24 protein-coding genes are annotated in these 23,756 nt (G+C 75.0%); 13 read left to right on the top strand and 11 right to left on the bottom strand.

Features of this window, described 5'->3' with window-relative positions; genetic code table 11:
- Positions 1 to 16 precede the first annotated feature (16 nt).
- Positions 17 to 346, bottom strand: a complete 330-nt coding sequence (locus IEY96_RS31395) for a nucleoside triphosphate pyrophosphohydrolase family protein (RefSeq protein ID WP_189198415.1) — start codon at positions 344 to 346, stop codon at positions 17 to 19.
- 198 nt (positions 347 to 544) lie between these two features.
- Between IEY96_RS31395 and IEY96_RS31390 the strand changes: the two genes are divergently transcribed.
- On the top strand, positions 545 to 1,177 hold the full coding sequence (locus IEY96_RS31390) for a LysE family transporter (RefSeq protein ID WP_189198414.1): 633 nt from the start codon (positions 545 to 547) through the stop codon (positions 1,175 to 1,177).
- A 92-nt stretch (positions 1,178 to 1,269) separates the two neighbouring features.
- Positions 1,270 to 1,932, top strand: a complete 663-nt coding sequence (locus tag IEY96_RS31385; RefSeq protein ID WP_189198413.1) for an acVLRF1 family peptidyl-tRNA hydrolase — start codon at positions 1,270 to 1,272, stop codon at positions 1,930 to 1,932.
- 73 nt (positions 1,933 to 2,005) lie between these two features.
- On the opposite strand, the gene IEY96_RS31380 is transcribed toward IEY96_RS31385, so the two are convergent.
- Entirely contained in the window at positions 2,006 to 2,464 is a 459-nt protein-coding gene (locus IEY96_RS31380) for an NUDIX hydrolase (RefSeq protein WP_189198412.1), read from the bottom strand.
- A gap of 102 nt (positions 2,465 to 2,566) precedes the next feature.
- Entirely contained in the window at positions 2,567 to 3,481 is a 915-nt protein-coding gene (gene ypfJ / locus IEY96_RS31375; RefSeq protein ID WP_189198443.1) for a KPN_02809 family neutral zinc metallopeptidase, read from the bottom strand.
- A 249-nt stretch (positions 3,482 to 3,730) separates the two neighbouring features.
- Between ypfJ and IEY96_RS31370 the strand changes: the two genes are divergently transcribed.
- Positions 3,731 to 5,338 (top strand): ABC-F family ATP-binding cassette domain-containing protein, encoded by a 1,608-nt coding sequence (locus IEY96_RS31370; protein WP_189198411.1) that lies wholly within the window; start codon positions 3,731 to 3,733, stop codon positions 5,336 to 5,338.
- Between the two features lie 171 nt (positions 5,339 to 5,509).
- On the opposite strand, the gene IEY96_RS31365 is transcribed toward IEY96_RS31370, so the two are convergent.
- Positions 5,510 to 6,115, bottom strand: coding sequence for a cadmium resistance transporter (locus IEY96_RS31365; protein ID WP_229791995.1), 606 nt, complete (start codon positions 6,113 to 6,115; stop codon positions 5,510 to 5,512).
- A gap of 213 nt (positions 6,116 to 6,328) precedes the next feature.
- Here IEY96_RS31365 and IEY96_RS31360 point away from each other — a divergent pair, with 213 nt between their 5' ends.
- The 3 genes from IEY96_RS31360 to IEY96_RS31350 all read left to right on the top strand — a co-directional run bounded on the left by IEY96_RS31360 (position 6,329) and on the right by IEY96_RS31350 (position 9,467).
- Positions 6,329 to 6,556 carry a helix-turn-helix domain-containing protein gene (locus IEY96_RS31360; protein WP_007462679.1) on the top strand — a complete coding sequence of 76 codons (228 nt, stop codon included), beginning with the start codon at positions 6,329 to 6,331 and terminating at the stop codon, positions 6,554 to 6,556.
- Positions 6,557 to 6,602: 46 nt separating this feature from the next.
- On the top strand, positions 6,603 to 7,370 hold the full coding sequence (locus IEY96_RS31355; protein WP_189198410.1) for an enoyl-CoA hydratase/isomerase family protein: 768 nt from the start codon (positions 6,603 to 6,605) through the stop codon (positions 7,368 to 7,370).
- Positions 7,371 to 7,484: 114 nt separating this feature from the next.
- Entirely contained in the window at positions 7,485 to 9,467 is a 1,983-nt protein-coding gene (locus IEY96_RS31350) for an ABC transporter ATP-binding protein (RefSeq protein WP_189198441.1), read from the top strand.
- Between the two features lie 43 nt (positions 9,468 to 9,510).
- On the opposite strand, the gene mug is transcribed toward IEY96_RS31350, so the two are convergent.
- The 6 genes from mug to IEY96_RS31320 form a co-directional block, all read right to left on the bottom strand.
- Positions 9,511 to 10,161 carry a G/U mismatch-specific DNA glycosylase gene (gene mug / locus IEY96_RS31345; RefSeq protein WP_189198440.1) on the bottom strand — a complete coding sequence of 217 codons (651 nt, stop codon included), beginning with the start codon at positions 10,159 to 10,161 and terminating at the stop codon, positions 9,511 to 9,513.
- Between the two features lie 118 nt (positions 10,162 to 10,279).
- Complete coding sequence (locus tag IEY96_RS31340; RefSeq protein WP_189198409.1) at positions 10,280 to 11,041, bottom strand: SDR family oxidoreductase; 762 nt, start codon at positions 11,039 to 11,041, stop codon at positions 10,280 to 10,282.
- Positions 11,042 to 11,084: 43 nt separating this feature from the next.
- On the bottom strand, positions 11,085 to 11,534 hold the full coding sequence (locus IEY96_RS31335; protein WP_189198408.1) for an SCO6045 C-terminal-like domain-containing protein: 450 nt from the start codon (positions 11,532 to 11,534) through the stop codon (positions 11,085 to 11,087).
- Positions 11,531 to 12,352, bottom strand: coding sequence for an MbnB/TglH/ChrH family RiPP precursor modification enzyme (locus IEY96_RS31330; RefSeq protein ID WP_189198407.1), 822 nt, complete (start codon positions 12,350 to 12,352; stop codon positions 11,531 to 11,533). The genes IEY96_RS31335 and IEY96_RS31330 overlap by 4 nt, the downstream gene beginning before the upstream one ends.
- Positions 12,349 to 13,251 carry a TIGR04222 domain-containing membrane protein gene (locus tag IEY96_RS31325; RefSeq protein ID WP_189198406.1) on the bottom strand — a complete coding sequence of 301 codons (903 nt, stop codon included), beginning with the start codon at positions 13,249 to 13,251 and terminating at the stop codon, positions 12,349 to 12,351. The genes IEY96_RS31330 and IEY96_RS31325 overlap by 4 nt, the downstream gene beginning before the upstream one ends.
- Positions 13,252 to 13,351: 100 nt before the next feature.
- Positions 13,352 to 13,924, bottom strand: coding sequence for a TetR/AcrR family transcriptional regulator (locus IEY96_RS31320; protein WP_091320811.1), 573 nt, complete (start codon positions 13,922 to 13,924; stop codon positions 13,352 to 13,354).
- Positions 13,925 to 14,030: 106 nt separating this feature from the next.
- On the opposite strand from IEY96_RS31320, the gene IEY96_RS31315 reads away from it, so the two are divergent.
- The 3 genes from IEY96_RS31315 (at position 14,031) to IEY96_RS31305 (ending at position 16,676) form a co-directional block, all read left to right on the top strand.
- A complete protein-coding gene (locus IEY96_RS31315; RefSeq protein ID WP_229791994.1) occupies positions 14,031 to 14,885 on the top strand; it encodes a carbon-nitrogen hydrolase family protein in 855 nt (284 codons plus the stop codon).
- A gap of 55 nt (positions 14,886 to 14,940) precedes the next feature.
- Entirely contained in the window at positions 14,941 to 15,585 is a 645-nt protein-coding gene (locus IEY96_RS31310; RefSeq protein WP_189198404.1) for an HAD family hydrolase, read from the top strand.
- Between the two features lie 161 nt (positions 15,586 to 15,746).
- On the top strand, positions 15,747 to 16,676 hold the full coding sequence (locus IEY96_RS31305; protein WP_189198403.1) for a serine protein kinase RIO: 930 nt from the start codon (positions 15,747 to 15,749) through the stop codon (positions 16,674 to 16,676).
- Between the two features lie 70 nt (positions 16,677 to 16,746).
- Here the strand turns inward: IEY96_RS31305 and IEY96_RS31300 are convergent, their stop codons facing one another.
- Entirely contained in the window at positions 16,747 to 16,995 is a 249-nt protein-coding gene (locus IEY96_RS31300; protein ID WP_091322434.1) for a DUF2630 family protein, read from the bottom strand.
- Between the two features lie 445 nt (positions 16,996 to 17,440).
- Between IEY96_RS31300 and IEY96_RS31295 the strand changes: the two genes are divergently transcribed.
- From IEY96_RS31295 to IEY96_RS31280, 4 genes are all read left to right on the top strand, one after another.
- Positions 17,441 to 18,754, top strand: a complete 1,314-nt coding sequence (locus tag IEY96_RS31295; RefSeq protein ID WP_189198439.1) for a cytochrome P450 — start codon at positions 17,441 to 17,443, stop codon at positions 18,752 to 18,754.
- Positions 18,751 to 19,626 carry a terpene synthase family protein gene (locus tag IEY96_RS31290; RefSeq protein ID WP_189198402.1) on the top strand — a complete coding sequence of 292 codons (876 nt, stop codon included), beginning with the start codon at positions 18,751 to 18,753 and terminating at the stop codon, positions 19,624 to 19,626. The genes IEY96_RS31295 and IEY96_RS31290 overlap by 4 nt, the downstream gene beginning before the upstream one ends.
- A complete protein-coding gene (locus IEY96_RS31285) occupies positions 19,623 to 21,176 on the top strand; it encodes a prenyltransferase/squalene oxidase repeat-containing protein (RefSeq protein WP_229791993.1) in 1,554 nt (517 codons plus the stop codon). The genes IEY96_RS31290 and IEY96_RS31285 overlap by 4 nt, the downstream gene beginning before the upstream one ends.
- Before the next feature lie 94 nt (positions 21,177 to 21,270).
- Positions 21,271 to 23,739, top strand: a complete 2,469-nt coding sequence (locus IEY96_RS31280) for a nitrate- and nitrite sensing domain-containing protein (RefSeq protein ID WP_189198401.1) — start codon at positions 21,271 to 21,273, stop codon at positions 23,737 to 23,739.
- Positions 23,740 to 23,756: the final 17 nt, after the last annotated feature.

Below are 23,756 nucleotides of genomic sequence, written 5' to 3'. Positions count from 1 at the left end.
CCGTTTCACCCCCCGCTCAGCGGTTGTCGCCGCTGCCACCCAGCACGCCACGACCCTGGCGGCTGGCCAGCTTGGCCAGGTTGGCCGCCGCGATGTCGTCCAGCGACAGGTCGAGGTAGTCGGCGAGCACCGCCACGTACCAGAGCACGTCACCGAGTTCCCTGGCGATGTCGGCCCGGTCGATCCGCGACTCGTCGCTGTCGAGGTCCCGGACCCACTTCTTGAACTTCTCGGCGATCTCACCCGACTCACCGACCAGCCCGAGCACCAGGTGGAGCAGCTCGTTCCTCTTGTCACGGGGCGCGGCCGTCCGGAGGGCGCCCCGCTGATACTCGTCCAGGTCCATGGCGGACCAGTATGGCCGAACCCCTCGCACGCGCCGGGTCACGTGCGGGTGGGGAAATCGGGTGGCGGCCTCGGGGGAGGGCGTGCACGATGGGCGCGTGATCGAGGCGTACCCGAAGCAGGTCCCTGTCCGTGCGGCCACTGCCGCGCGCCGACAGCGCACCCTGCCGCCGGCCGCCTCGACCCGCCGCCCACCGTCGTGACCGGGGCGTTCCTCGCCGGTCTGGTGGCCGGCTACGGCGTCGCCGTCCCGGTCGGCGCGATCGCGATCCTCATTCTCGGGCTCAGCGCCCGTACCGGCTTCCGGGTCGGCGCGGCCGCGGCGCTCGCCGTGGCCACCGCCGACGGGCTCTACGCGGCGGTCGCCGCGCTGGGTGGCGCCGGGTTGGCCGGGCTCATCGCGCCGGTCGCGGGCCCGCTGCGGGTGGTGGCCGCGCTGGTCCTCCTCGGGCTCGCCGGCCACGGGCTGTGGCGGACCTGGTCCGCCCGCCGGACCCGGGAGGTCGCGGAGGCGCCCGTGGGGCGCGGGCTGAACAGCCCCGGGCGCGCCTATGCGGCGCTGCTCGGGCTGACCCTGCTGAACCCGGCCACGGTGCTCTACTTCGCCGCCCTGGTGCTCGGCCGCCAGGACACCGCCGACCCGGACGCGGCCACCGCCGCGCTCTTCGTGGCCGGCGCGTTCCTGGCCTCGGCGAGCTGGCAACTGGTCGTCGCCGGCGGCGGCACCATGGTCGGCCGGGCGCTGGCCGGACCGCGCGGCCGCCTGGTCACCGGCGTGGTCTCCAGCGCCCTGATCGCGGCCCTCGCCGTCGCCACCCTGCTGCCCGACTGAGCCGCACCCGTCGCGGCCGGCCGGCCGCGATGCGGTCCGCCGCAGCGCCGCCCGGCGACCCCGTCACGCCGGCCGTGCCGTACGGTCGGGCGGTGACCAGCCGACCCGCAGCCGGGGGCGGCCGGTGGGTCGAGGTCGACCCGGCCCGCGTCGCCCGCTGGGTCGAGGGCTTCGCCGACCGGCACGGCCCGCCCACCACGACCGTCGAGGGGTACGGGCTGCTGCTCACCGCCCCCGACGGTGCCACCGCCGAGCTGCACACCCCGCCCGGCGCCCCGGCCACCGCCGACGTGCCCGGGTTCGTGGCCGCGGCCGGCGCGCCCCGCCGGCTGGGCCTGCTGCTGGCCCGCAAGGGCGCCGTGGCGGTCGGCGTCGCCGACGGCCCCGACCTGGTCGTCTCCAAGGTGGACACCCGGTACGTGCAGGGGCGCACCGCCGCCGGCGGCTGGTCCCAGCAGCGCTTCGCCCGGCGGCGCGACAACCAGGCGAAGGCGGCGCTGGGCGACGCGGCCGAACTGGCCGTACGCCTGCTGTTGCCGGAGGCGGAGCGCCTCGCGGCCGTGGTCGGCGGCGGTGACCGGCGGGCCGTGGACACCGTGCTGGCCGACCGGCGGCTGGCTCCGCTCGCCGCCCTGCGCGCGGAGCGGCTGCTCGACGTGCCCGAGCCCCGGCACGCGGTGCTGGTCGGCGCGGTGGCCGCCGCCCGCGCGGTGCGGATCCTGGTCCGCGACCCCGAACCCGACGGCGCCCGCTGACCTCACCCGGTGGTCGGCGAGGCGACCACAGGTCTTCGCCGACGGCCGGCCACGCCCCGGAGTCGTGCGCGGATCAGCTTCCCGCCGACGCCAGCCGCGCCGGGTCGATGCGGTCCAGGAACTCGTCCTGATGGTCGGCGAGGCGGCCGGCGAGCGGCAGCGGGACGAAGCGGCAGGCGAAGCGCAGCCCGCCGTCCTCGCCGTCGCCCGCGACCCGGTGCGCCCAGTCACCGGCCGTACCACCGGTCACCCGGAGCTGGACGTACGTGGTGCGCCGGGCCCGGCCCGTCACCGGGTGCGGCCACTCGCTGACGCCCAGCTCGGCGACCGCCTCGACGCCGGTCAGCCCGGTCTCCTCGGCGACCTCGCGGACGGCCGCCTGGGCCGGGGTCTCGCCCGGTTCCATCCCGCCGGCCGGGATCTGGGTGCCCGCCTCAGGAAAGTCGACGTGGTCGAAGACGAGCAGCTCGGGGCCGTCCGCAGTGCGCCGGAGGACGTACGCGGCGACCCGGAGCCGGGGTGGGACGGTCATCCGGACATCGTGCCCCGGCCGGGCCCGCGCCGGTGCCCCGGGACACGACGGGACCCCGGCGCCGGGGCGGTCGCCGGGGTCCGAGGTGCGGGCGGTCGGGCGTTACAGGGTGCCGCCGAAGGTGTCGCAGGCCTTCGGGTCGCCGGTGGAGAAGCCCTTGGTGAACCACTGCTTGCGCTGCTCGGAGGTGCCGTGGGTGAACTCGTCCGGGTTCACCGGCCGACCGGAGCGCTGCTGGATCGCGTCGTCGCCGATCTTCTCGGCGGTGTCGATCGCCTGCTGGATGTCCTGGTCGGTGATGCTCTTGAAGATCTTCTGGCCCTGCTCGTCGGAGGTGCCCGTGGCGTTCTTCGCCCAAGCGCCCGCGTAGCAGTCGGCCTGGAGTTCCAGCTTCACCGAGAGGGTGTTGGCGTTCTGCGGGTCGCGCTGCTGCTGGCGGCGCATCTGCGCCTCGGTGCCGAGCAGGTCCTGGACGTGGTGGCCGTACTCGTGGGCCAGCACGTACGGCTGGGCGAACTCGCCCTGGGCGCCGAGCTGGTCGGCGAGCAGGCGGTAGAAGGTGAGGTCGATGTAGACCAGGTCGTCCGCGGGGCAGTAGAACGGGCCGACCCCGGAGTCGGCCGCGCCGCAGCCGGTGCTGACGTTCTGGCTGAAGAACACGGTCTTCGACGGCTTGTACTGCTCGCCGAACACCTCCGGCATGGCGGTCCGCCAGTACGCCTGGATCGAGTTGACGTAGAGGGTGTTGCGGCAGTCGAGCTGCTCCAGCGCGTCCTGCGCCGAGCACTTCTGCTCCAGCGAGGTGTTGTCGCCCTGCTCGGAGCCGCCGCCGTTGGTGGCCGCGTTCAGCCCGAAGCCGCCGCCCACCAAAGCGACCAGCACGGCGATGATGATGCCCACGATCCCGCCCCGGCCGCCGCCGATCGGGATCGGTATGCCCATCCCGCCGCCTCCGCCGGACCCTCGCCGATCCTCCACCTGGCTGGTGTCGACCCGCGCGTTCTCGTTCAGCTCCATGTTGACCCCGATCACCGAATAAGCCGTATGTGGTGGTTGCGGTACCGGACCGGGTCCGGACGAGGTTTCCGGTACCCGATGATCTTGCGCGGTAATCCGGCGGGCCCTCCAGGCGCCGCCCGGTACACTTGGCCCGTGCTGCGCTGCGAAGGCTGAACGGCCCCGCGCCGACGGGAAGTAACGACCCGCCGGCGCTTTCGCGTGCCCTGAATCAGCCCTTCGCCGAACCCCGAGAGCGAGTACCTCGAAATGATCACTGCCACCGGCCTGGAACTGCGCGCCGGTTCCCGGATCCTGCTGTCCGACACCACGCTGCGGGTGCAGCCGGGTGACCGGATCGGCCTGGTCGGCCGCAACGGCGCCGGCAAGACCACCACCCTCAAGGTGCTGGCGGGGGAGGGGCAGCCGTACGGCGGGCAGATCGACCGGCGCAGCGCCATCGGCTACCTGCCGCAGGACCCGCGAACCGGCGACCTGGAGGTCACCGGGCGGGACCGGGTGCTCTCCGCCCGCGGGCTGGACGTGCTCATGGCGCAGATGAAGGAGCTGGAGGCGAAGCTCGCCGAGGGCGCCGACGACGAGAAGCTGGTCCGCCGCTACGGCGCGCTGGAGGACCAGTTCGCCTCCCTCGGCGGGTACGCGGCCGAGGCCGAGGCGGCCCGGATCTGTGCCAACCTGGGCCTGCCCGACCGGGCCCTGGCGCAGACCATCGGCACCCTCTCCGGCGGCCAGCGCCGCCGCATCGAGCTGGCCCGGATCCTGTTCCGCGACGCCGGCGAGAACGGCGGCGGCATCCTGCTGCTCGACGAGCCGACCAACCACCTCGACGCCGACTCGATCACCTGGCTGCGCGGCTTCCTCGGCAACCACAAGGGCGGCCTGATCGTGATCTCCCACGACGCGTCCCTGCTGGAGGCGGTGGTCAACAAGGTCTGGTTCCTGGACGCCACCCGTTCCGTGGTCGACGTCTACAACCTGGGCTGGAAGGCGTACCTGGAGGCGCGGGAGACCGACGAGCGGCGCCGCCGCCGGGAGCGGGCCAACGCCGAGAAGAAGGCCGGCGCGCTGAAGGCCCAGGCGGACAAGATGCGGGCCAAGGCCACCAAGACCGTCGCCGCGCAGAACATGGCACGCCGGGCCGAGAAGCTGCTGTCCGGCCTGGAGGACGTCCGGGTCGCCGACAAGGTGGCGAAGGTGCGCTTCCCCACCCCGGCGCCGTGCGGCAAGACCCCGCTCACCGCCTCCGGGCTGTCCAAGTCGTACGGGTCGCTGGAGATCTTCACCGACGTCGACGTGGCGGTCGACCGCGGCTCCCGCGTGGCCATCCTGGGCCTCAACGGCGCCGGCAAGACCACCCTGCTGCGGATGCTCGGCGGCCTGCTGGAGCCGGACACCGGCGAGGTGCGCCCCGGGCACGGCCTGCGGCTCGGCTACTACGCCCAGGAGCACGAGACGCTCGACGTGGAGCGGACCATCCTGGAGCACATGCGCAGCGCCGCGCCGGACCAGACCGACACCGACCTGCGCAAGATCCTCGGTGCGTTCCTCTTCTCCGGCGAGGACGTGGACAAGCCGGCCGGGGTGCTCTCCGGCGGCGAGAAGACCCGGCTGGCGCTGGCCACCCTGGTCTGCTCCGGCGCGAACGTGCTGCTGCTGGACGAGCCGACGAACAACCTCGACCCGGTCAGCCGCGAGCAGGTGCTCGACGCGATCGCCCGCTACCCGGGCGCCATCGTTCTGGTGACCCACGACCCCGGCGCGGTGATGGCCCTCAAGCCCGACCGCGCCATCCTCCTGCCCGACGGCGATGAGGACGCCTGGTCCGACGACCTCCTCGAACTGGTCGAACTCGCCTGACCGGCGGCCCCCGCCGCCCCCGCCCCCGCCGCTCCCGGCCCCGCCGCTCCCGGCCCCGCCCGGCTCGTGTCGATCATGAGGTTGGCGGCACTTTCGGCGATCCACATCGCCGTCAACCTCATGATCGACGGGATGGGGTGGGGTGCGGCTTCCCTCAGGGGAGCAGGGCCGTCAGGGGAGCGGGGCCGTCAGATGGGGGAGGACGCCGGAGGTGGTCAGGATGATCAGGCCGAGGGCGATGAAGACGGTCGGGACCAGCCAGTGGCCGGCGCGGCCGACCAGGGCGACCACCCGGGGGTGGCTGCCCAGCGCGGCGGCGACCGCGCACCAGACGGCCACCAGGGCGGCGAAGACCAGCAGCCAGACCAGGCCGGCGGCCGGGTCGAGCGAGCGGAACACGGGCACGTAGACGGCGATGTTGTCGGCGCCGTTGGCCACCGTCACCCCGGCCACGCCGAGCAGGCTGCCGACCACGGCCGGGGGCTCGTCGTCGTCGCCGTCGCGGGTCAGCAGGGCGCGGACGCCCAGCGCGATCGGCAGCAGCCCGAGCAGGCCGGTCCACGGGTCGGGCACCACCAGCAGCCCGGCGGCGACCACCACGGCGACCGCGACCAGCGCGCCGATGCCCGCGTACTGGCCGGCGACGATCTGCCAGGGGCGGGGCCGGCCGGTGCCGCGGGCCGCCACGAAGAACACGGTGAGCACGACGATGTCGTCGACGTTGGTGGCGGCGAACACCCCGGTGGCGGCGGCCGCCGTGGCGAGCAGGTCGATCACGCGAGGCAGCGTACGGGTCGGCTGGCCGGGCGGCCCCTCATGATCCGGGCGGACGGCGTCGGCTGACCGGTCAGAAGGATCACTCTATCGGGAAGCTGACATTGCATAGCGTGTCGGTTGGCGAATAGTTGATATCTGGCGCATGATCGTTCGAGGCGGTCTAATAGGTGGGACCGTATCCGAACCGCACAGTCTGGGACGTGAGGAATCAGCATGGCAGCCACCGGCACAGCCACCAGCACTGAGAAGGGTCGCCGGATCGTCGGGGCCGAGCGCCAGACGCTCGCCAAGGACCTGGTAAAGCGGTACACCTCGGGTGAGAGCATCCGTGCGCTCGCGGCCTCGACCGGCCGTTCCTACGGGTTCATCCACCGGGTGCTCACCGAGTCCGGGGTGCAGCTGCGGCAGCGCGGCGGCGCCCGGCGCCGGAAGAAGGCGTGACCCGCCCCCCAGCGTCGTCCATCAGCGCCGTGCTCCGGGTGGTCCGGTGACCGCCGAGACGACCGGAGTACGACTCGACTGCGACGGGCCGGTCGCGACGGTGACGTTGTGCCGGCCCGACGTGCTCAACGCCCAGACCCCGGCGATGTGGCGCGCGATGAGCGACTTCTCCCGGGATCTGCCCGGCGACGTCCGCGTCGTCGTGGTGCGCGCCGAGGGGCGGGCCTTCTCCGCCGGCCTCGACCTGTCGGTCGCCGGCTCCTCCGGCCCGGGCTCCTTCGCCGAGCTCTCCACCCTGTCCGAGCAGGAGTGCGCCGACCGGATCGCCGAGTACCAGGGCGGCTTCACCTGGCTGCACCGGCCGGACGTGATCTCGATCGCCGCCGTGCAGGGCCACGCCATCGGCGCCGGCTTCCAGCTCGCCCTCGCCTGCGACCTGCGGGTGCTCGCCGAGGACGCCAAGCTCTCCATGGCCGAGGTGACCCTCGGTCTGGTTCCCGACCTGGCCGGCACCAAGCGCCTCGCCGAACTGGTCGGCTACTCCCGCGCGCTGGAGATCTGCGCCACCGGCCGCCGCATGGACGCCGCCGAGGCGGACCGGATCGGCCTGGCCACCCTGGTCGTGCCAGGCGCCGAGCTGGACGGCGCGGTGCGCGATCTGACCGCGGGCCTGCTGGCCAACAACCGGGACGCGATCGTGGAGATCAAGGCGCTGCTGGCCGGGGCCGGCGGCCGGACCCACGCCGAGCAGCAGCGGGCCGAGCGGGAGGCGCAGACCCGGCGTATCCGCGACCTGGCCGGGCGGGGCGAATAGTAAGGACCGTTCGGGAAGATCCGGGTTACTCGCGAGGTTGTCGTAGTCGTCGGGAGAATTGACCCCGACGGTCCACGGCTGCCGACGACCCGGAGGTGACGAGTGTCCAACCCGATGGCCGGTGGCGGCATGGGCGGCTGGAGCATGCTCCGGTCGATGCGCAACCGCGACGAGATCTCCACCCATCAGCTCAAGCGCGGCACCGCCAAGCGGATCGTCGCGTTCGCCCAGCCCTACCGGCGGGACATCATCGTCTTCCTGCTCACCGTGGTGATCGCCGCGGTGATCGGGGTGGCCACCCCGCTGCTCGCCGGTGACGTGATCGACGCGATCGCGGGCGGCGGCTCCGACGCGGGCGCCACGGTGGTCCGGCTCGCCCTGATCATCGCCGTGCTGGCCGTGGCCGACGCGCTCTTCTCGCTGGCCCAGCGGTGGTATTCGGCGCGGATCGGCGAGGGCATCATCCTCGACCTGCGCACCCGGGTCTACGACCACGTCCAGCGGATGCCGCTGCAGTTCTTCACCCGGACCCAGACCGGCGCGCTGGTCAGCCGGCTCAACAACGACGTGCTGGGCGCCCAGCGGGCGTTCACCTCGACGCTGTCCGGCGTGGTCAGCAACGTCATCCAGCTCGTGCTCACCGCCGGGGCGATGCTCGTGCTGTCCTGGCAGATCACCGTGCTGGCGCTGGTGCTGCTACCGATCTTCATCATCCCGGCCCGCCGGGTCGGGCGGCGGCTGGCCGAGATCACCCGCGAGTCCTACAACCTCGACGCCAAGATGAACGCGACGATGACCGAGCGGTTCAACGTCTCGGGCGCCCTGCTGGTCAAGCTCTTCGGCTCGCCCGAGGTGGAGGCGACGCGGTTCGCCGGCCGGGCCGAGCGGGTCCGCGACATCGGCATCCAGTCCGCCATGTACTCGCGCACCTTCTTCGTGGCCATGCTGCTGGTCGCCTCCCTCGCCCAGGCGCTCACCTACGGGCTGGGCGGCTGGCTCGCCGTCGCCGGTGCGGTCAGCGCGGGCACCGTGGTCAAGCTGGCGCTGCTGCTCACCCGCCTCTACGGCCCGCTCACCGCCCTCTCCAACGTCCGGGTCGACGTGATGAGCGCGCTGGTCTCCTTCGACCGGGTCTTCGAGGTGCTCGACCTGCGCCCCGGCATCGAGGAGAAGCCCGACGCCGTGCCGGTGCCCCGGGGCAACGGCCGGGTCGAGTTCCGCGACGTGCGGTTCCGCTACCCCACCGCCGCCGAGGTCTCGCTGGCCTCGCTGGAGGAGGTCTCCGCGCTCGACCGCACGGTCAACGAGCCGGTGCTCAAGGGCGTCTCGTTCGCCGTCGAGCCCGGCCAGATGGTGGCCCTGGTCGGCCCGTCCGGCGCCGGCAAGTCGACGCTGTCCATGCTGATCTCCCGGATCTACGACGTGAGCGACGGCCAGGTGCTGGTCGGCGGGGTCGACGTCCGGGACGCCACGCTCGCCTCGCTGCGCGACGAGATCGGCGTCGTCACCCAGGATTCCCACCTGTTCCACGAGACCATCCGGGAGAACCTGCGCTACGCCAAGCCGGACGCCACCGACGACGAGATCTGGGCCGCGCTGGCCGGCGCGCAGGTCGCCGACCTGGTCCGCGCCCTGCCCGACGGGCTGGACACCACGGTCGGCGAGCGCGGCTACCGCTTCTCCGGCGGCGAGAAGCAGCGCATCGCCATCGCCCGGCTGCTGCTCAAGGCCCCGTCGATCGTGATCCTCGACGAGGCCACGGCGCACCTCGACTCGGAGAGCGAGGCGGCGGTGCAGCGGGCGCTGTCGGTGGCGCTGACCGGGCGTACCGCGCTGGTGATCGCGCACCGGCTCTCCACCGTCCGCGACGCCGACCAGATCCTCGTCCTCGACGAGGGGCGGATCGTCGAGCGCGGCCGGCACGACGAGCTGGTCGCCGTCGGCGGCCTCTACGCCGAGCTCTACCGCACCCAGTTCGCGGTCACCGACTCGCCAGCCCCGTACGCCGAGCCCGAGCAGCCGGAGCCGGTGGTCACCACGGTGCCGGTCGGCACCTACGTGGCCCAGGAGGCACTGCCGCCGGCCGCCGCGAACTAGCCGGCCGGGCGGCCGAGGAGGCGCTGCCGCGGGCCGCCGCGAACTAGCCGGCCGCGCGAGAGGCGCCCGGCCGCTGGCCGGTGACTGCGGCGCGCAGCTCGCCGAAGGCCGCGCCGAGCGTCTCCGGGGTGAAGTGCGCGTTCAGCCCGCTCGGGTTGGGCAGCACCCAGAGCCGGGCCGCCGCGAGCGGTTCCGGCTGCGGCCCGAAGCCCGCCTTCGGCCGGGCGAACCCGATCCGGTACGCGGTCACCCCGACCACCGCCACCCAGTGCGGCCGGTACCGCGCCACCTTGGCGGCCAGCTCCCGCGCGCCCTCGACCAGTTCCCCGGCGGTCAGCTCGTCGGCGCGGGCGCTGGCCCGGGCCACCATGTTGGTGATGCCCAGCCCGAGCGCGGGCAGCTCGTCCTGCTCGCTGGGGTGCAGTTGGCGCGGGGTGAAGCCGCCCCGGTGCAGCGCCGGCCAGAACCGGTTGCCCGGGCGGGCGAAGTGCCAGCCGGTGGCCGCCGACCACAGGCCCGGGTTGATCCCGACGAAGAGCACGTCCAGCCCGGGGGCGATCACGTCCGGCAGCAGCTTGTCGGCCGCCGCCGCGAGCTGCTCCTTGGTCGGCCGGGGATACCGCCGCCCGGCCGCCGAGCCCGCCCCGGCCACCTCGGGCGGCGCCGCGTCGGTCGCGGCCGCTTCGGGCCGCATGGTGTCCGGCCCGGCCGCATCGGGCTGCGCGGCGTCCGCCTCGGGCCGCGTGGTGCCCGGCTCGGCCGCCCCCTGCTGAGCGTCCCCGGGCCCGCGTCGCCCGTTCACCGGCCCGCCGTCACAGGCCGCGCAGCGCGCCGCCGTCGACCGGCACGGTCACCCCGGTGACGTAGCCGGCGGCGGGGGAGAGCAGGAAGGCGGCCACCCGGCCGAACTCGGCGGGGTCACCGATCCGGCCCAGCGGGATCGACGCCTCCGCTTCGGCCCGGGCCCGTTCCGGGTCGCCGGCGGCGGCCAGGAGTTCCCGGTTCCGGGCGGTCATGATCCGGCCCGGCAGCAGGCTGACCACCCGTACGCCGCGCGGGCCGTACTCGTCGGCCAGGTCCTTGGCCACACCGGCCAGGCCGGGGCGCAGGCCGTTGGAGATGCCGAGCCCGGGGAGCGGGCCGCGCACCGAGGTGGAGAGCACCAACCCGATCGCGCCGCCACCGGTGAGCGCGGCGGCCACCGTGCGCGCGGTGCGGACACTGCCCAGGAAGACCGTCTCGAAGGACTCCCGCCACTGCTCGTCCGTGATCTGGGCGGCGGTGCCCCGGGGCGGGCCGCCGACCGAGATCAGCGCCCCGTCGAGCCGCCCGAACTGCTCGCGCGCCGCCGCGACCAGGCGCTCCGGGGTGCCCGGGTCGGTGAGGTCGGCGGTCAGCCCGATCGCCCGCTCCGGCCCGCCGAGCGCCTCGACGGCGGCAGCCACCCGCTCGGGGGCGCGGGACGAGATCACCACGCGGGCGCCGTCGGCGACGAGCTGCTCGGCGGTGGCGAAGCCGAGGCCGTCCGAGGCGCCGGTCAGCACGTACACCCGGTCGGCGAGTCCGAGATCCATGAGGCCGATCCTGCCGTACCCCGGGTGGGCCTGCCACCCGCTCTCAGCGGGGAGCCGGCCGGAGCAGGCGTACCCGGCCGGCGAGCTGGGCCGCGACGGCGCCGCCGGCCCGGGCGACGGCCGGCAACCGGCGGGGCCGGGGGGCGCCGCGGCCGTCGTAGCGGCTCGCCGCCTCGCGGACGGCCAGTTCCTCCGCGCCCAGCGACGGCAGCGTGCCCTGGTCGCGCAGCTCCCGGGCCAGGTCCCAGCCGTCGCGCAGGGAGCCGTTGGTGGGCCGGCCGGCCGCCCAGCCGGCGAAGGTGGCCGGCCAGGCGTCGCCGAGGCCGGCCGCGAGCAGCGGCCAGTGCCGGGCCACGTCGCCGGCCCGCTTGCGCAGCAGCGCCCGCCGGGCCGCCTCCACCGGTGCGGGGGCGAACCCGGCCGGCAGCGGCCCGCCGGCGACCAGCGCCGCGACCAGTTCCGCCTGCCGCGCGGCCAGGTCTTCGCCGGTCACGTGACCACCGGGTACCCGGACGCGGCGGCGAGGGCGTCCAACTCGCCGCGCAGCTCGGCGGCGGGCGGGTAGTGTCCGTCGCGCTCCAGCAGCAGCGCCGGTGGCCGACGCCGGCCGCACAGCTCGCGGACCAGGTCGAGCACCTCGGCGGGGACCGGGTCGGTGTGCGTGTCGTGGTAGAAGCCGCCCTGCTCGGCTCCGCCAGCCACGTGCACGTAGGCGATCCGGTCCAGCGGCAGCCGGTCCAGCAGGGCGGCCGGGTCGCCGCCCCGGTTGCGGGCGTTGGCGTGCACGTTCGCGACGTCGAGCAGCAGCAGCGCCCCGGTGGCGTCGAGGATCTCGGTGAGGAAGTCGGCCTCGTCCAGCTCGTCGTCCGGCCAGTCGAAGAGCGCGGCGATCGGCTCCAGGGCCAGCGGCACCGGCAGCTCCGCCTGCGCCCGCCGCACGTTTGCCACCACCGCGGCCACGGCCTCCCGGCTGCGCGGCAGCGGCAGCAGGTGACCGGCCTCCAGGCCGCCGGCCCGGACGAACGCGATGTGCTCGCTGACCAGCGGCGCGTCCAGCGCCGTGGCCACACCGGCCAGGTGCGCCACCCGGGCCGGGTCGACCGGTTCCGCGCCGCCGAGGGAGAGCTTCACCCCGTGGGGTACGACGGTGACGCCCCGCCCGCGCAGCTCGGCCAGGCCGTCGGGGAGCGGCCCGGCCGGGGCGACCGCCTCCGCGACGACCTCGACGAAGCGCAGCCCGGGCAGGCCGGCCACGAAGCCGGCGATCTCCGACCGCCACCCGATGCCCACACCGGACGGGCCGGTCGTCATCCGCCGCACCCGCCACCGCCGCCGCAGCCGCCACCGCCCCCGCAGGAGCTGCCCCCGCCGCAGGAGCTGCCGCCGCCGCACGAGCTGCCCGAGCTCCCGCTCGCCCCCATCGCCTGGCGCTGGATCTCGGCCTGCTCGGCGAAGCCCGGGTCCATGCTCCACAGGGTGGCGGTGCCGAACAGCGCCACACCCATCGCCGCGTCGGACGGGCCGTAGGTGGCGTACGCCGGTGCGGCGGAGGGGCGCAGCCAGGTGTGCTGGCGGCGCAGCTCGCGCAGCGCCCGGTCGGCCGCCCGGGTGCGCCACGGCACCCGGTTGAGGAGCAGGAACGCGATGAAGAGCGGCACCAGGGTGAGCATCAGCCAGCCGACGGGCCGGCTGTTGGACATCCCGGCGAAGGCCCGGACGAAGCCGAGCGCGAGCAGGGCCCCGACGAGCAGCGCCCCGCGGCGCAGCGTCGCCCGCCGCTCCTTGTCCAGTGCCAGGCCCCGTCGCACGAGACCGTCGCGCAGCTCGTCGAGGGCGCGCCGGACCCACTCGTCCCGGCCCAGCTCCCGGGAGCGCAGGCCCCGGCTCGCCGCGTGGTGGATCGCCTGGTCCAGCGGGGTGACCCCGGCCGGCAGCGGGCCGCCGGTGGTGAGCCGCCGGTCGGGGCGTACGCCGACCGCGCCGGCCCGGCGCAGCCCGCCGAGCGCGGTCCAGACGGCGAGCTGTTCGCCCCCGTTGAGGTACGCGACCTGCTGCGGCCCGAGCGGCCCACCGTCGTGGACCGGGGTGCCGGCCAGCGCGCGCCACCGGTACACCAGCGCGCCGACGACCAGCACGACGGCCGCCACGAGGTACCAGCGGAGGAAGACGGGGCCGGGGACGCCCCAGGTGTCGCCCGCGAGGACGGTCATGCTCTGCTCCTGTCGCGAGGGGTCGCGGCTCATTGTGGAGCAGGTGCGCCAGCGGTGATCTTCCCAGCCGGTCGAGTTACCGGACCGAGACCCGCGCCGGTCAGTGCCGGCGGACGGCCTCCTCGACCAGGTCGAGCACCCGGCCCAGGTCACCGGCGGGACGGCCCATCGCCAGGTGCAGCACGAGCCCGTCGTACGCCAGCTCCAGGAACTGGGCCAGCACGTCGATCGGCACGTCGTCGCGGAGCACGCCGGCCTCCCGCTGGCGCAGCAGGCGCTCCCGGGTGGCCTCGGCGATCGCCGCCGAGCGTTCCGCCCAGCGCTTGGCGAACGCCGGGTCGGTGCGCAACCGCCGGGACACCTCGAGCTGGCTGCCGAGCCAGCCGGTGGTGTCCGGGGAGATGGCCCGGGCCAGCAGGTCCCGCATCACCTGGACCAGGCCGTTGCGGGCCACGGTCTCCACCATGACCGCGGCGTCGTCCTCGGCCACCGCGAGGAAGAGCGAGTCCTTGTCCCGGAAGTGGTGGAAGATCGCGCCGCGGGACAGCCCGGTGGCCTCCTCCAGCCGGCGGACGGTGGCACCCTCGTAGCCGTGTCGAGCGAAACACGCCCGCGCGGCGCCGAGGATCTCCTGTCGGCGCGCGTCGAGCTGGTCCTGGCTTACTCTGGGCACGCCACGATCGTTCCAGGTGGACCCGGTCGATGCAAACCGTACGTACGGCTTGAGATGCGGTTTTCGCATGATCCGCCCGGTCGGCCCCGCCGGTTACCATCCTCCGGTGACCCAGGCCGTGCCACTCCCCGTCCGTCCGCTGACCGTGGCCACCGTGCAGGCCGAGCCCGTCCCCGGTGACGTCGCCGGCAACGCCGCCACCGCCGCCCGCCTCGTCGGCCGGGCCGCCGGCGCCCGGGTGGTGGTGCTGCCGGAGCTGTTCCTGCCCGCGTACCACCCACCGACCCTGGGCGCCGACCCGGCCGCCACCGACGTGGCCGCCGACGCCGAGGGCCGGGTCGACGACCCGCGGCTGGACCCGCTGCGCGCGGCCGCCCGCGACGGCGCGACGAGCGTCGTGATCGGTGCGGCGGTCCGCCACCCCGACCGGCGGCGCACCATCTCCTCGCTCGTGGTCGACCCGACCGGCGCGGTCACCGTCGGCTACGACAAACAGCAGCTCTGGGGCGGCGAGCGCGAGCTGTTCGTCGCCGGCCGGCGGGGCGCCACGCTGCTGGTCGACGACTGGCGGTTCGGCCTCGGCATCTGCTACGACGGCTGCTTCCCCGAGCACGGCCGGGCCGCCGCCGACGACGGCGCGCACGGCTACCTCTGCCCGAGCGGCTACCTGGCCGGCTCCGAGCACCGCCGCGACCTCTACTACGCCGCGCGCGCCCTGGACAACACCATGTACGTGGTCTTCGCCAACTCGGTCGACGGCGCGGACCCGTGGCGGTTCAACGGTGGGGCGGCGGTCTACGAGCCGGAGGGCCGGGCGCTGGTCCGGGGCGCGGACACCGGCGAGGACGTGCTGGTGGCGACCCTCGACCCGGCCGCCCTGGGCGCCACCCGGGCGGCGCACACCATGCTCGCCGACCGCCTGCCCGACCAGGGGCTGGCCCGGACGGCGCTCGTCGGCTGACGGCCTGGTGCCCTCGGCCCTGTCGGTGGCGCACCCCGTCCCGTAGGGTGCCCGAGTGCCGTTGCTCCTGCTGGATCTGGACAACACCCTGCTCGACCGCGAGGGGCCGTTCCGCGCCTGGGGTGAGCGGTTCCTGGACAGCGTCGGCGCGCCGCCCACCGACATCGACTGGCTGCTCTCCGTCGACGCCGACGGCCTGACCGACCGATGGGACGTCGCCGACGCCATCCGGGACCGGTACGGGCTGCGTATCCCCTCCATCGACCTGGTCGAGGAGCTGCACGACGGCGTGGTGGGGTTCACCCGGCTGGACCCGCTGGTGGCCTGCGCGCTGCGGATCGCCGACGACGCCGGCTGGGTGCCGGTGGTGGTCACCAACGGCACGTCCCGCCAGCAGGACGCCAAGATCCGCCAGACCGGGCTGGACCGGTACGTCGCCGACTGGGTGATCTCCGAGGAGGCCGGGGTCAGCAAGCCCAACCCGCGGATCTTCGCGCTGGCCGCCCAGCGGGCCCGGATGCCGCTGCGCGGCGCCTGGGTGATCGGCGACAGCCCGGAGGCGGACATCGGCGGGGCGACCGCGGTGGGGCTGCCCAGCGTCTGGCTGCATCGCGGGCGCCGCTGGTCGGACACCCGGTTCGCGCCGACCCGCACGGTGGACGGGCTGATCGCCGCGGTGGCCGCCGTCCTGGCCGGCTGAGCGGTAATTCGGTTGACCCGCCCGCGGCCGCCCCGTGAGCATGGTGCGGCGCGAGGGCGCAGCCGGGGATGCCCGGTCGAGGAGAGGAGGTCGGTCATGGCCGTCTTTGCAGGTTCGTACCACCTGCCTCCACCAGCCTCGATCGAAGGACCGATCCACCCGTGCGCGATCACGACTTCCCGGCGCCGCAGCGCCGTGGCCGCGGCAAGAGCCGCTTTGACGACGACGAACCGAATTTCCTGAAGCGGGGCCGGCACGCCGAGCCGGCCCTCGCCGACCCCGACGCCGAGCCGGACGCGGAGGACAGCTGGTCCTCCTGGGATCTGGCCGTGCACGGGCCCGAACCCCACCCGGACTGGCTGGTCACCGAGCTGGCCGCGAAGGACACCGAGCTGGGGGTGCTGAAGACCGGCAAGGAGGCGGACGTCCACCTGGTCCGCCGGGCCGTGCCGGACACCGGCCGCGGCTGCCTGCTGGCCGCCAAGCGGTACCGGGACCCCCAGCACCGCCTCTTCCACCGGGACGCCGGCTACCTGGAGGGGCGCCGGGTGCGCCGATCCCGGGAGATGCGGGCGATGGCCGGCCGGACCTCGTTCGGCCGCCAGATGATCGCCGGGCAGTGGGCGGCGGCCGAGTTCGCCGCGCTCGCCCGGCTCTGGGAGATCGGCGCCGCCTCCGGGCGGATCGCCGTGCCCTACCCGGTGCAGCTGCTCGGCACCGAGCTGATGCTGGAGTTCGTCGGGGACGCCGAGGCGGGCCAGGCCGCGCCCCGGCTGGCCCAGCTCCGGCCCGAGGGCGCCGAGTTGCGCGACCTCTGGGAGCAACTGGTCGACGCTCTGGTCGTGCTGGCCCGCGCCGGGTACGCCCACGGCGACCTGTCCCCGTACAACCTGCTGGTGCACGCCGGGCGGCTGGTCATGATCGACCTGCCGCAGGTGGTCGACGTGGTGGCCAACCCGCAGGGCGCGGAGTTCCTGGCCCGGGACGTCCGGGTGGTCGGCACCTGGTTCACCGCCCGCGGCCTGCCCGCCACGGACACCGACCCGGAGGCGCTGACCGAGGTGCTGCTGCGGGAGGCGGGCCTCCGCTGAGCGCGTCGCGTCCCGGGCGGGTGACAGCCCGCCCGGGAAGCCGCCGCAGGGGCCGAGCGCCGGCCCGGGGTCACTGGAGGTAGCGCTCGACCTCGGTCACCGGGCGCTGGCCCTGGGCATCCGGGTCGCCGTGCGCCTGGCGCGCCGCCCGGCGGCGGCGGAGCAGGTCCCAGCACTGGTCGAGGGATTCCTCCAGGGCCCGTAGCCGCTCCTTGGCCTCGTCGTCGGTGCCGGCCTCGTGCTCCTGCGCTGCCGCGCGCAGCCGGTGCTCCTCGTCGACGAGTTCGGAGATCCGGCTCAGGATGGTCTTGTCGTCCATGCCCGAAGCTTGGCACAGGGGGCGGGCACGCGCCCGCGTTCTTCCCAGTCGGCCGGCAGGAGTCGATCGAGCCGGGCCGCCGCCGGGTGGCGGGCGGCTCGGGCGGCGGCGGCCATCGGGTCGACGGGCGGTGCCGGCCGGACCTGCGCCGGAGTTCGGCGGCGGAGTCCACGGTGGAGGATGGCCGGTGCGGGAAGCCTTCCGGCGTGACGCAAATCCCACCGGCTCCATTGTCGACACTGGGATTGTTGTGGAGTGAGATATTTTCCTGTCCGCCTTTTTATCCGTCGTTCAGGATGGCATGCTCGCGGGCAACGTCACGGGTCATGACGTTGTCGCGACCCTGGGTAGAACTGAGGGAGCCATTCACGTGGACGAGTCGCCGGTCGCGCCCCGGCCCACCGGGCGGCCGCACCCCGTTCCCCTGCGGCAGATCCTGCCCGGCATGCTCCGCGACCCGGCCCGGGCGCTGATCGACGTGGGCAACCGGACCGGGGGTGATCTCGTCCGGCTGAACCTGGGATCGTTCCGTCCCTACCTGGTCACCCACCCCCGGCACGTCCAGCACGTGCTCCGCGACCGGGCGGACAACTACGAACGGGCCGGCGACGGACTGTTCTGGCGCCCGGTCAAGCGGCTGTTCGGCGAGGGCATCCTCGGCGAGGGCCAGATCTGGTCGGCCAGCCGCCGGATGCTCCAGCCGATGTTCACCGCCAAGCGGGTGGAGGCGCTGATCGACGGCATGGCCGACGCCGTCCGGGACGCCGTCGACGAGCTGGACGAGCCCTTCCGCGCCGGGCGTGCCGTCGACATCGGCGCCGAGCAGGCCCGGATCGTCAGCCGGGCGATCATGCGGGTGCTCTTCGCCGACAAGATCTCCGTGCCGGACGCGCTGCGGGTGATCGACGCCCAGGACGTCATCGCCACCGCGGTGATCCCCCGGATCGTCGTGCCGTTCGCCCCGCTCTCGCTGCCCATGCCGGGGGACCGCCCGTTCCGCCGCGCGGTGCGCGTCGTCGACGAGGTGCTGGTGCCGATCGTCCGGGAGACCCGGGCGGTGGCCGACCAGGGCGACGACATCATCTCCACGCTGTGGCGGGCCCGCACCGACGACGGCCAGCAGCTCGACGAGCGGCAGGTCCGCAACGACACCGTGGCCATGTTCGCGGCCACCACCGAGACCACCATCAACGTGCTCACCTGGGCCTGGCCCCACCTGGAGCAGCGGCCCGACGTCGCCGACCGGCTCTACGCCGAGATCGACCGGGTGGTGGGCGGCGAACCGGTACGCCGCGAGCACCTCGCCGAGCTCACCTACACCCGGATGGTCCTGGACGAGCTGCTCCGGCTCTACCCGATCGGCTGGATCATCCCGCGCCGCGCGGTGGCCGCCGACGTCATCGACGGCGTGCCGATCGAGGCCGGGGCGACCGTGGTGGCCAGCCCGCTGATCACCCAGCGGATGCGGCAGTTCTGGGACCGGCCGGACGAGTTCGACCCGGAACGGTTCCGGCCCGAGCGTGTCCGCGCCCGGCACCGGTACGCCCACTTCCCGTTCGGCGGCGGCCCGCACCAGTGCCTCGGGATGTACCTGTTCTACCTGGAGGCGCAGCTCATCCTCGCCACGATGCTCAGCCGCTACCGCTTCCGGCTGCGCCGTCCCGGCGTACCCGGGCTGCGGCTGGCCGCGGCGCTGCGGCCACGGGGACGGGTCGAGCTGACCCTGCTCGCCGCCGACCGGCGGGCGGAGCCGGCATGACCGGCGGGGAGGTACCGGATCCGGTCGCCGCGGCGGCGGAGCAGGGGCGCATCTGCGCCCTCGCCGCCAAGGGCCAGCGCGACCTCCAGCGGTGCGCCGCCGGGCACGCCGAGCTGTTCCCCGGCCGGCCGTTCGACGCGACGCTGTTCAGCAGCATCGCCCTCGCGATGGCGTTCAGCGCCCCCTGGTGCACCGCCGCGGAGCTGGCGCTGACCAACCGCGCCGTGCTCTGGGGCTTCGCGGTCGACTGGCAGGTCGACCACCTGGCGGCCTCCCGGTCGGAGGTCGACCGGATCGTCAAGTCCTGCCTCGCCGTGGTCGACGGCGCCGCGCCCGACGACCCGCTGGGCCGGTTCCTCGCCGAGCTGCGCGACGACCTCGCTGCCACCCCCGCCTACGCCGAGCTGCGCGGGCCGTGGCGGGACGCGATGGAACGCACCCTCGACGCCATGGCCCGCGAGTGGGATTGGAAGCAGGCCGACCGCCCCACCCTCGACGACTACCTGGCGAACGCCGACAACCTCGCCGCGACCGTGGTGAACGTGGCGCACTGGATCCACAGCGGCGACGCCGGCACGCACCGCGCGTTGCCCCGGCTCGTCGCCGTGAGCGACGAGGTGCAGCGGGCCCTGCGGCTGGTCAACGACCTCGGCACCCACCGGCGCGACCGGGAGTGGGGCGACCTCAACGCGCTGATGCTGGTGGACGACCCGGCGGAGATCGAGCGCCGCCTGGCGGAGCAGGTCGACCACTGCCGGCGCCTGCTGGCCGACCTCGCCCCCGCCTGCCCCCGGCAGGCCGACTTCCTCGCCCGGCAACTCGGCTTCACCAGCGGCTTCTACCGGCTCACCGACTTCTGGGGCACCGCGTGAGCCTCACCGCGGGGCCCGCGCCGGTCACCCACCTCGGCGACGTGCGCGCCGCGCAGGCCCGGGACCTGGTCGCGGCCATGGTGGACAACCCGGCGGGGGAGACGTCCGCGTCGGTCTACGAGACCGGCCGGCTGGTCGCCCTGGCGCCCTGGCTGCCGGGCCACGACGTCCGCGTCTCCTGGCTGCTCGACCGGCAGCGCGCCGACGGCGGCTGGGGCGGCCCCGGCGGGTACGCCCTGGTGCCCACGCTGAGCGCCACCGAGGCCCTGCTGACCGTGCTGTGCCGGGGCGACCGGGATCCGGCCGGGGCGCTGGCCGGCGCCGCGCACCGGGGGCTGACCTTCCTGGCCGGCGCCCTCGACGCCGCCGCCCCGCCCGACCTGCCCGCCACCGACCTGATCGTGCCGGCGCTGCGGGAGGCCGTCGACCGGCACCTCGCGCGGCCCCCGGCCGGGCTGGCCGGGTGGACCGGCGTGCGCCTGCCGCTGCCGGCCGGTCTCGACGCGGGCCGGCTGACCCGGGTACGCGGCCTGCTGGCCGCCGGCGGCCCGGTCCCGGAGAAGCTGGCGCACGCCCTGGAGGTGGGCGGCGACCGGGCCCGCCGGGCGTCCGGGGTACGGCCCGGCGAGGCGGGCGCGGTCGGCGCCTCGCCCGCCGCGACGGCCGCCTGGCTCGGTCGCCCCGATCCCGGCCCCGCCCTGGACTACCTGTACGCGGTCGGCCGGCGCGGCCCGGTGCCCTGCGCCAGCCCGATCACCGTCTTCGAGCGTGCCTGGGTGCTCGGCATCCTGGCCCGCGCCGGGGTGCCGCTGACCGTCCCCGGGTCGCTCGTGGCCGAACTGCGGGCGGCCGTCGGCGTGTCCGGCGCGGCCACCGGCCCGGGGCTGCCCGCCGACGCCGACACCACCTCGGTGACCCTCTACGCGCTCGCCCGGCTGGGCCGGCCGCTCGACGTGTCCCGGCTCGACCCGTACGACACCGGCCGGCACTTCTGCACCTGGCCGGGGGAGGACGGGGCGTCGGTGACCACCAACGCGCACGTGCTCGACGCCCTCGGCCAGCACCCCGCCCACCCCGGCGCCGCGGCCACCGTGGACCGGGTCGCCGGCTGGCTGGTCGAGCGGCAGGAGCCGGACGGGCGGTGGGGCGACCGCTGGCACGCGTCGGCGTACTACGCGACGTACTGCGTGCTGCTCGCACTCGCCGACCACGCGCCCGGGGCCGCGGCGCGGGCCGCCGTCGACCGGGGGGTCGGCTGGCTGCTGGCGACCCAGCGCGCGGACGGCTCCTGGGGGCGGTGGGGCGGCACCGCCGAGGAGACCGCGTACGCGGTGCTCGCGCTGGCCGGCGCCGGGCGGCCGGGGGACACCCGGGTCGCCGCGGCGCTCGTGCGGGGACGGCGCCGACTGTCCGAGCGGGACGGATGCGCCGACGGGCCAGCGCTGTGGCACGACAAGGATCTCTACCGTCCGACGCTGATCGTGCGCGCCGCGGTGCTGGCCGCGTCGTGGTCCGCCGACGGTGCGGCCACCCCGGCGACGACACCATGATCAGGATCGCTTGAATGGAGTTCACGACGGCTGCTAGCGTGCGCCGGAGTCGATCGGATTTCGGACTGATCGAATACCGGGCCAGGACGGTGTGATGGGTTCCCGCAGTACGAATCTCCGTACGAAGATCATCGCGCTGCTGGCGTCCCTGATCGCGCTCTGGGCCTTCGCTGCCTGGGTGACCGTGCGCGACGGCTTCAACCTGCTCGGCGTGCAGGCGCTCAACGCGCGGGTCTTCGAGCCGAGCGACCCGCTGCTGCTCCAGCTCCAGAACGAGCGGCGGCTGTCCCTGCTGTACCTGGGACAGTCCGACCCGGACCAGTTGCAGGAGCTGGTCGCGCAGCGCCAGCGCACCGACGACAGCGCCGCGGCGCTGTGGCGCTCCGCGCAGGACTGGCGCACCGAGATCCCGGCCAGCGACGAGCTGGAGCAGCGGATCGCCGAGCTGCGGACCGAGATCGGGCAGCTCGGCGAGGTACGCGCCGAGGTGGGCCGCAAGACCATCGACCGGACCGCGACGCTGGCCGCGTACAACGAGGCGGTCGACGCCATCTTCGGGGTGTTCGACGCGCTCGGCGGTCTGGACGACGACGAGATCGCCCGGGACACCGCCGCGCTGATCAACCTGAACCGGGCCCGTGAGCTGCTGTCCCAGCAGGACGCGTTGCTGAGCGGCGCGGTGGCGGCCAACCGGATGACCGTGACCGAGCAGGCCGCCTTCGCCCGGCTGGTCGGCGCCCAGTGGTTCCTCGCCGACCGGACCGCCCGCGACCTGGCCCCGACCGACCGGGCCCGCTACCAGCAGATGACCGAGGGGGAGGCGTTCCGGCAGCTGCGCGCCCTGCAGGACCGGGTGCTCGCCGCCAAGGGCAGCGACGTGCGCCCGCCGGTGACGGCCGCGGCCTGGCAGGCCGCCGCCAGCCGGTCGATGGAGGACCTGCGCGGGGTGATCCTCGCCGGCGGTGAGGACATCGTGTCCCGGGCCACCCCGGTCGCCATCGGCGTCATCGTCCGGCTGGTGCTCGCCGCCGGCCTCGGCCTGATCGCCGTCGTCGCGTCCATCGTCGTGTCCATCACCACCGCCCGGGCGCTGGTCCGGCAGCTCGAACGGCTGCGCGAGGCGGCGTTCCGGCTGGCGAACGAGCGGCTGCCCAGCGTGGTGGAGCGGTTGGGCCACGGCGAGGAGGTGGACGTCGCCCGCGAGGCGCCACCGCTGCAGACCGGTGACGACGAGATCGGGCAGGTCGGCAAGGCGTTCAACGCCGTGCAGGAGACCGCCATCCGGACGGCCGTCGAGCAGGCCGAACTGCGCCGCAACGTCCGCGAGGTCTTCCTCAGCCTGGCCCGGCGCACCCAGGCGCTGGTGCACCGCCAGCTCACCCTGCTCGACGCCATGGAACGCCGGGAGCACGACGCCGAGGAGCTGGAGGACCTGTTCCGCGTCGACCACCTGGCCACCCGGATGCGGCGCAACGCGGAGAACCTGATCGTCCTCTCCGGCTCGACGCCCGGCCGGGCCTGGCGGCGCAACGTGCCGATGGTCGACGTGGTGCGCGGCGCGGTCGCCGAGGTCGAGGACTACACCCGGGTGACCGTACGGCCGCTCGGCCCGGTCTCGCTGACCGGCCGGGCCGTCGGCGACGTCATCCACCTGCTGGCCGAGTTGATTGAGAACGGCCTCTCCTTCTCGCCGCCGCACACCACCGTCGAGGTACGCGGCCAGATGGTGGCCAACGGCTTCGCCATCGAGATCGAGGACCGCGGCCTCGGCATGGGCGCCGAGGAGCTGGCCGCCGCGAACCGGCGCATCGTGGACCGGTCCGAGCTGAACCTCGCCAACGCCGCCCGGCTCGGCCTCTTCGTGGTCAGCCGGCTCACCGAGCGGCACGGGGTGAAGGTGCAGCTCAAGGAGTCGGCGTACGGCGGGACGACGGCCGTGGTGCTGATCCCGCTCGAGCTGGTCACCCAGGACGGGCCGGACCCGAACACCTCCGGAGGCTTCCCGGTCGGCGCCGGACAGCCCGCCCCGGCCGCGCCCGCCCCCGCCGGAGCGGAGGGGGCGGCGGCCCGGCCCGCCGGTGACCGGCCGGCCGCCACCGTGGCGGTGGCCGAGAACACCGGCGCGGCGGACGCCGCCGAGGACGGCGCGGACCAGCCCGCGCCGGCGCCGGTGGCCGAACCGGACGAGCCCCGGCTCACCCCGTCCGGGCTGCCGGCGCGTACCCGGAAGAGGCAGCCAGCGCCGGCGGAGGCCACGGTGGGCCGGACGGCGGACGCCCCGCCCACCGACCCGCGGCCGGCCGACGAGGCGGCGCCGGCCCGGACCGACGGCGGCCTCCCGGTCCGGGTCCGCCAGGCAAGCCTGGCGCCGGAGCTGCGGCACGACCCGTCCACTCCGGACGACGACGGGAACGACGACGCGGTGCGCCCGCCGGAGCAGGTGCGCCGCATGATGAGCTCCTACCAGAGCGGCACCCGACGCGGCCGGACCGATGCGGCCCGGCTGCTCGGCGGGGCGCACGAGGCCGGCGCGCCGGACACCGGCGACGGTCAGGCGACCTAGGGACGCCGATCCGGCGA

This window comes from Micromonospora fulviviridis (assembly GCF_014648395.1).
Lineage (GTDB): Bacteria > Actinomycetota > Actinomycetes > Mycobacteriales > Micromonosporaceae > Micromonospora > Micromonospora fulviviridis.
This window is presented reverse-complemented; position numbering and strand designations above follow the sequence as displayed.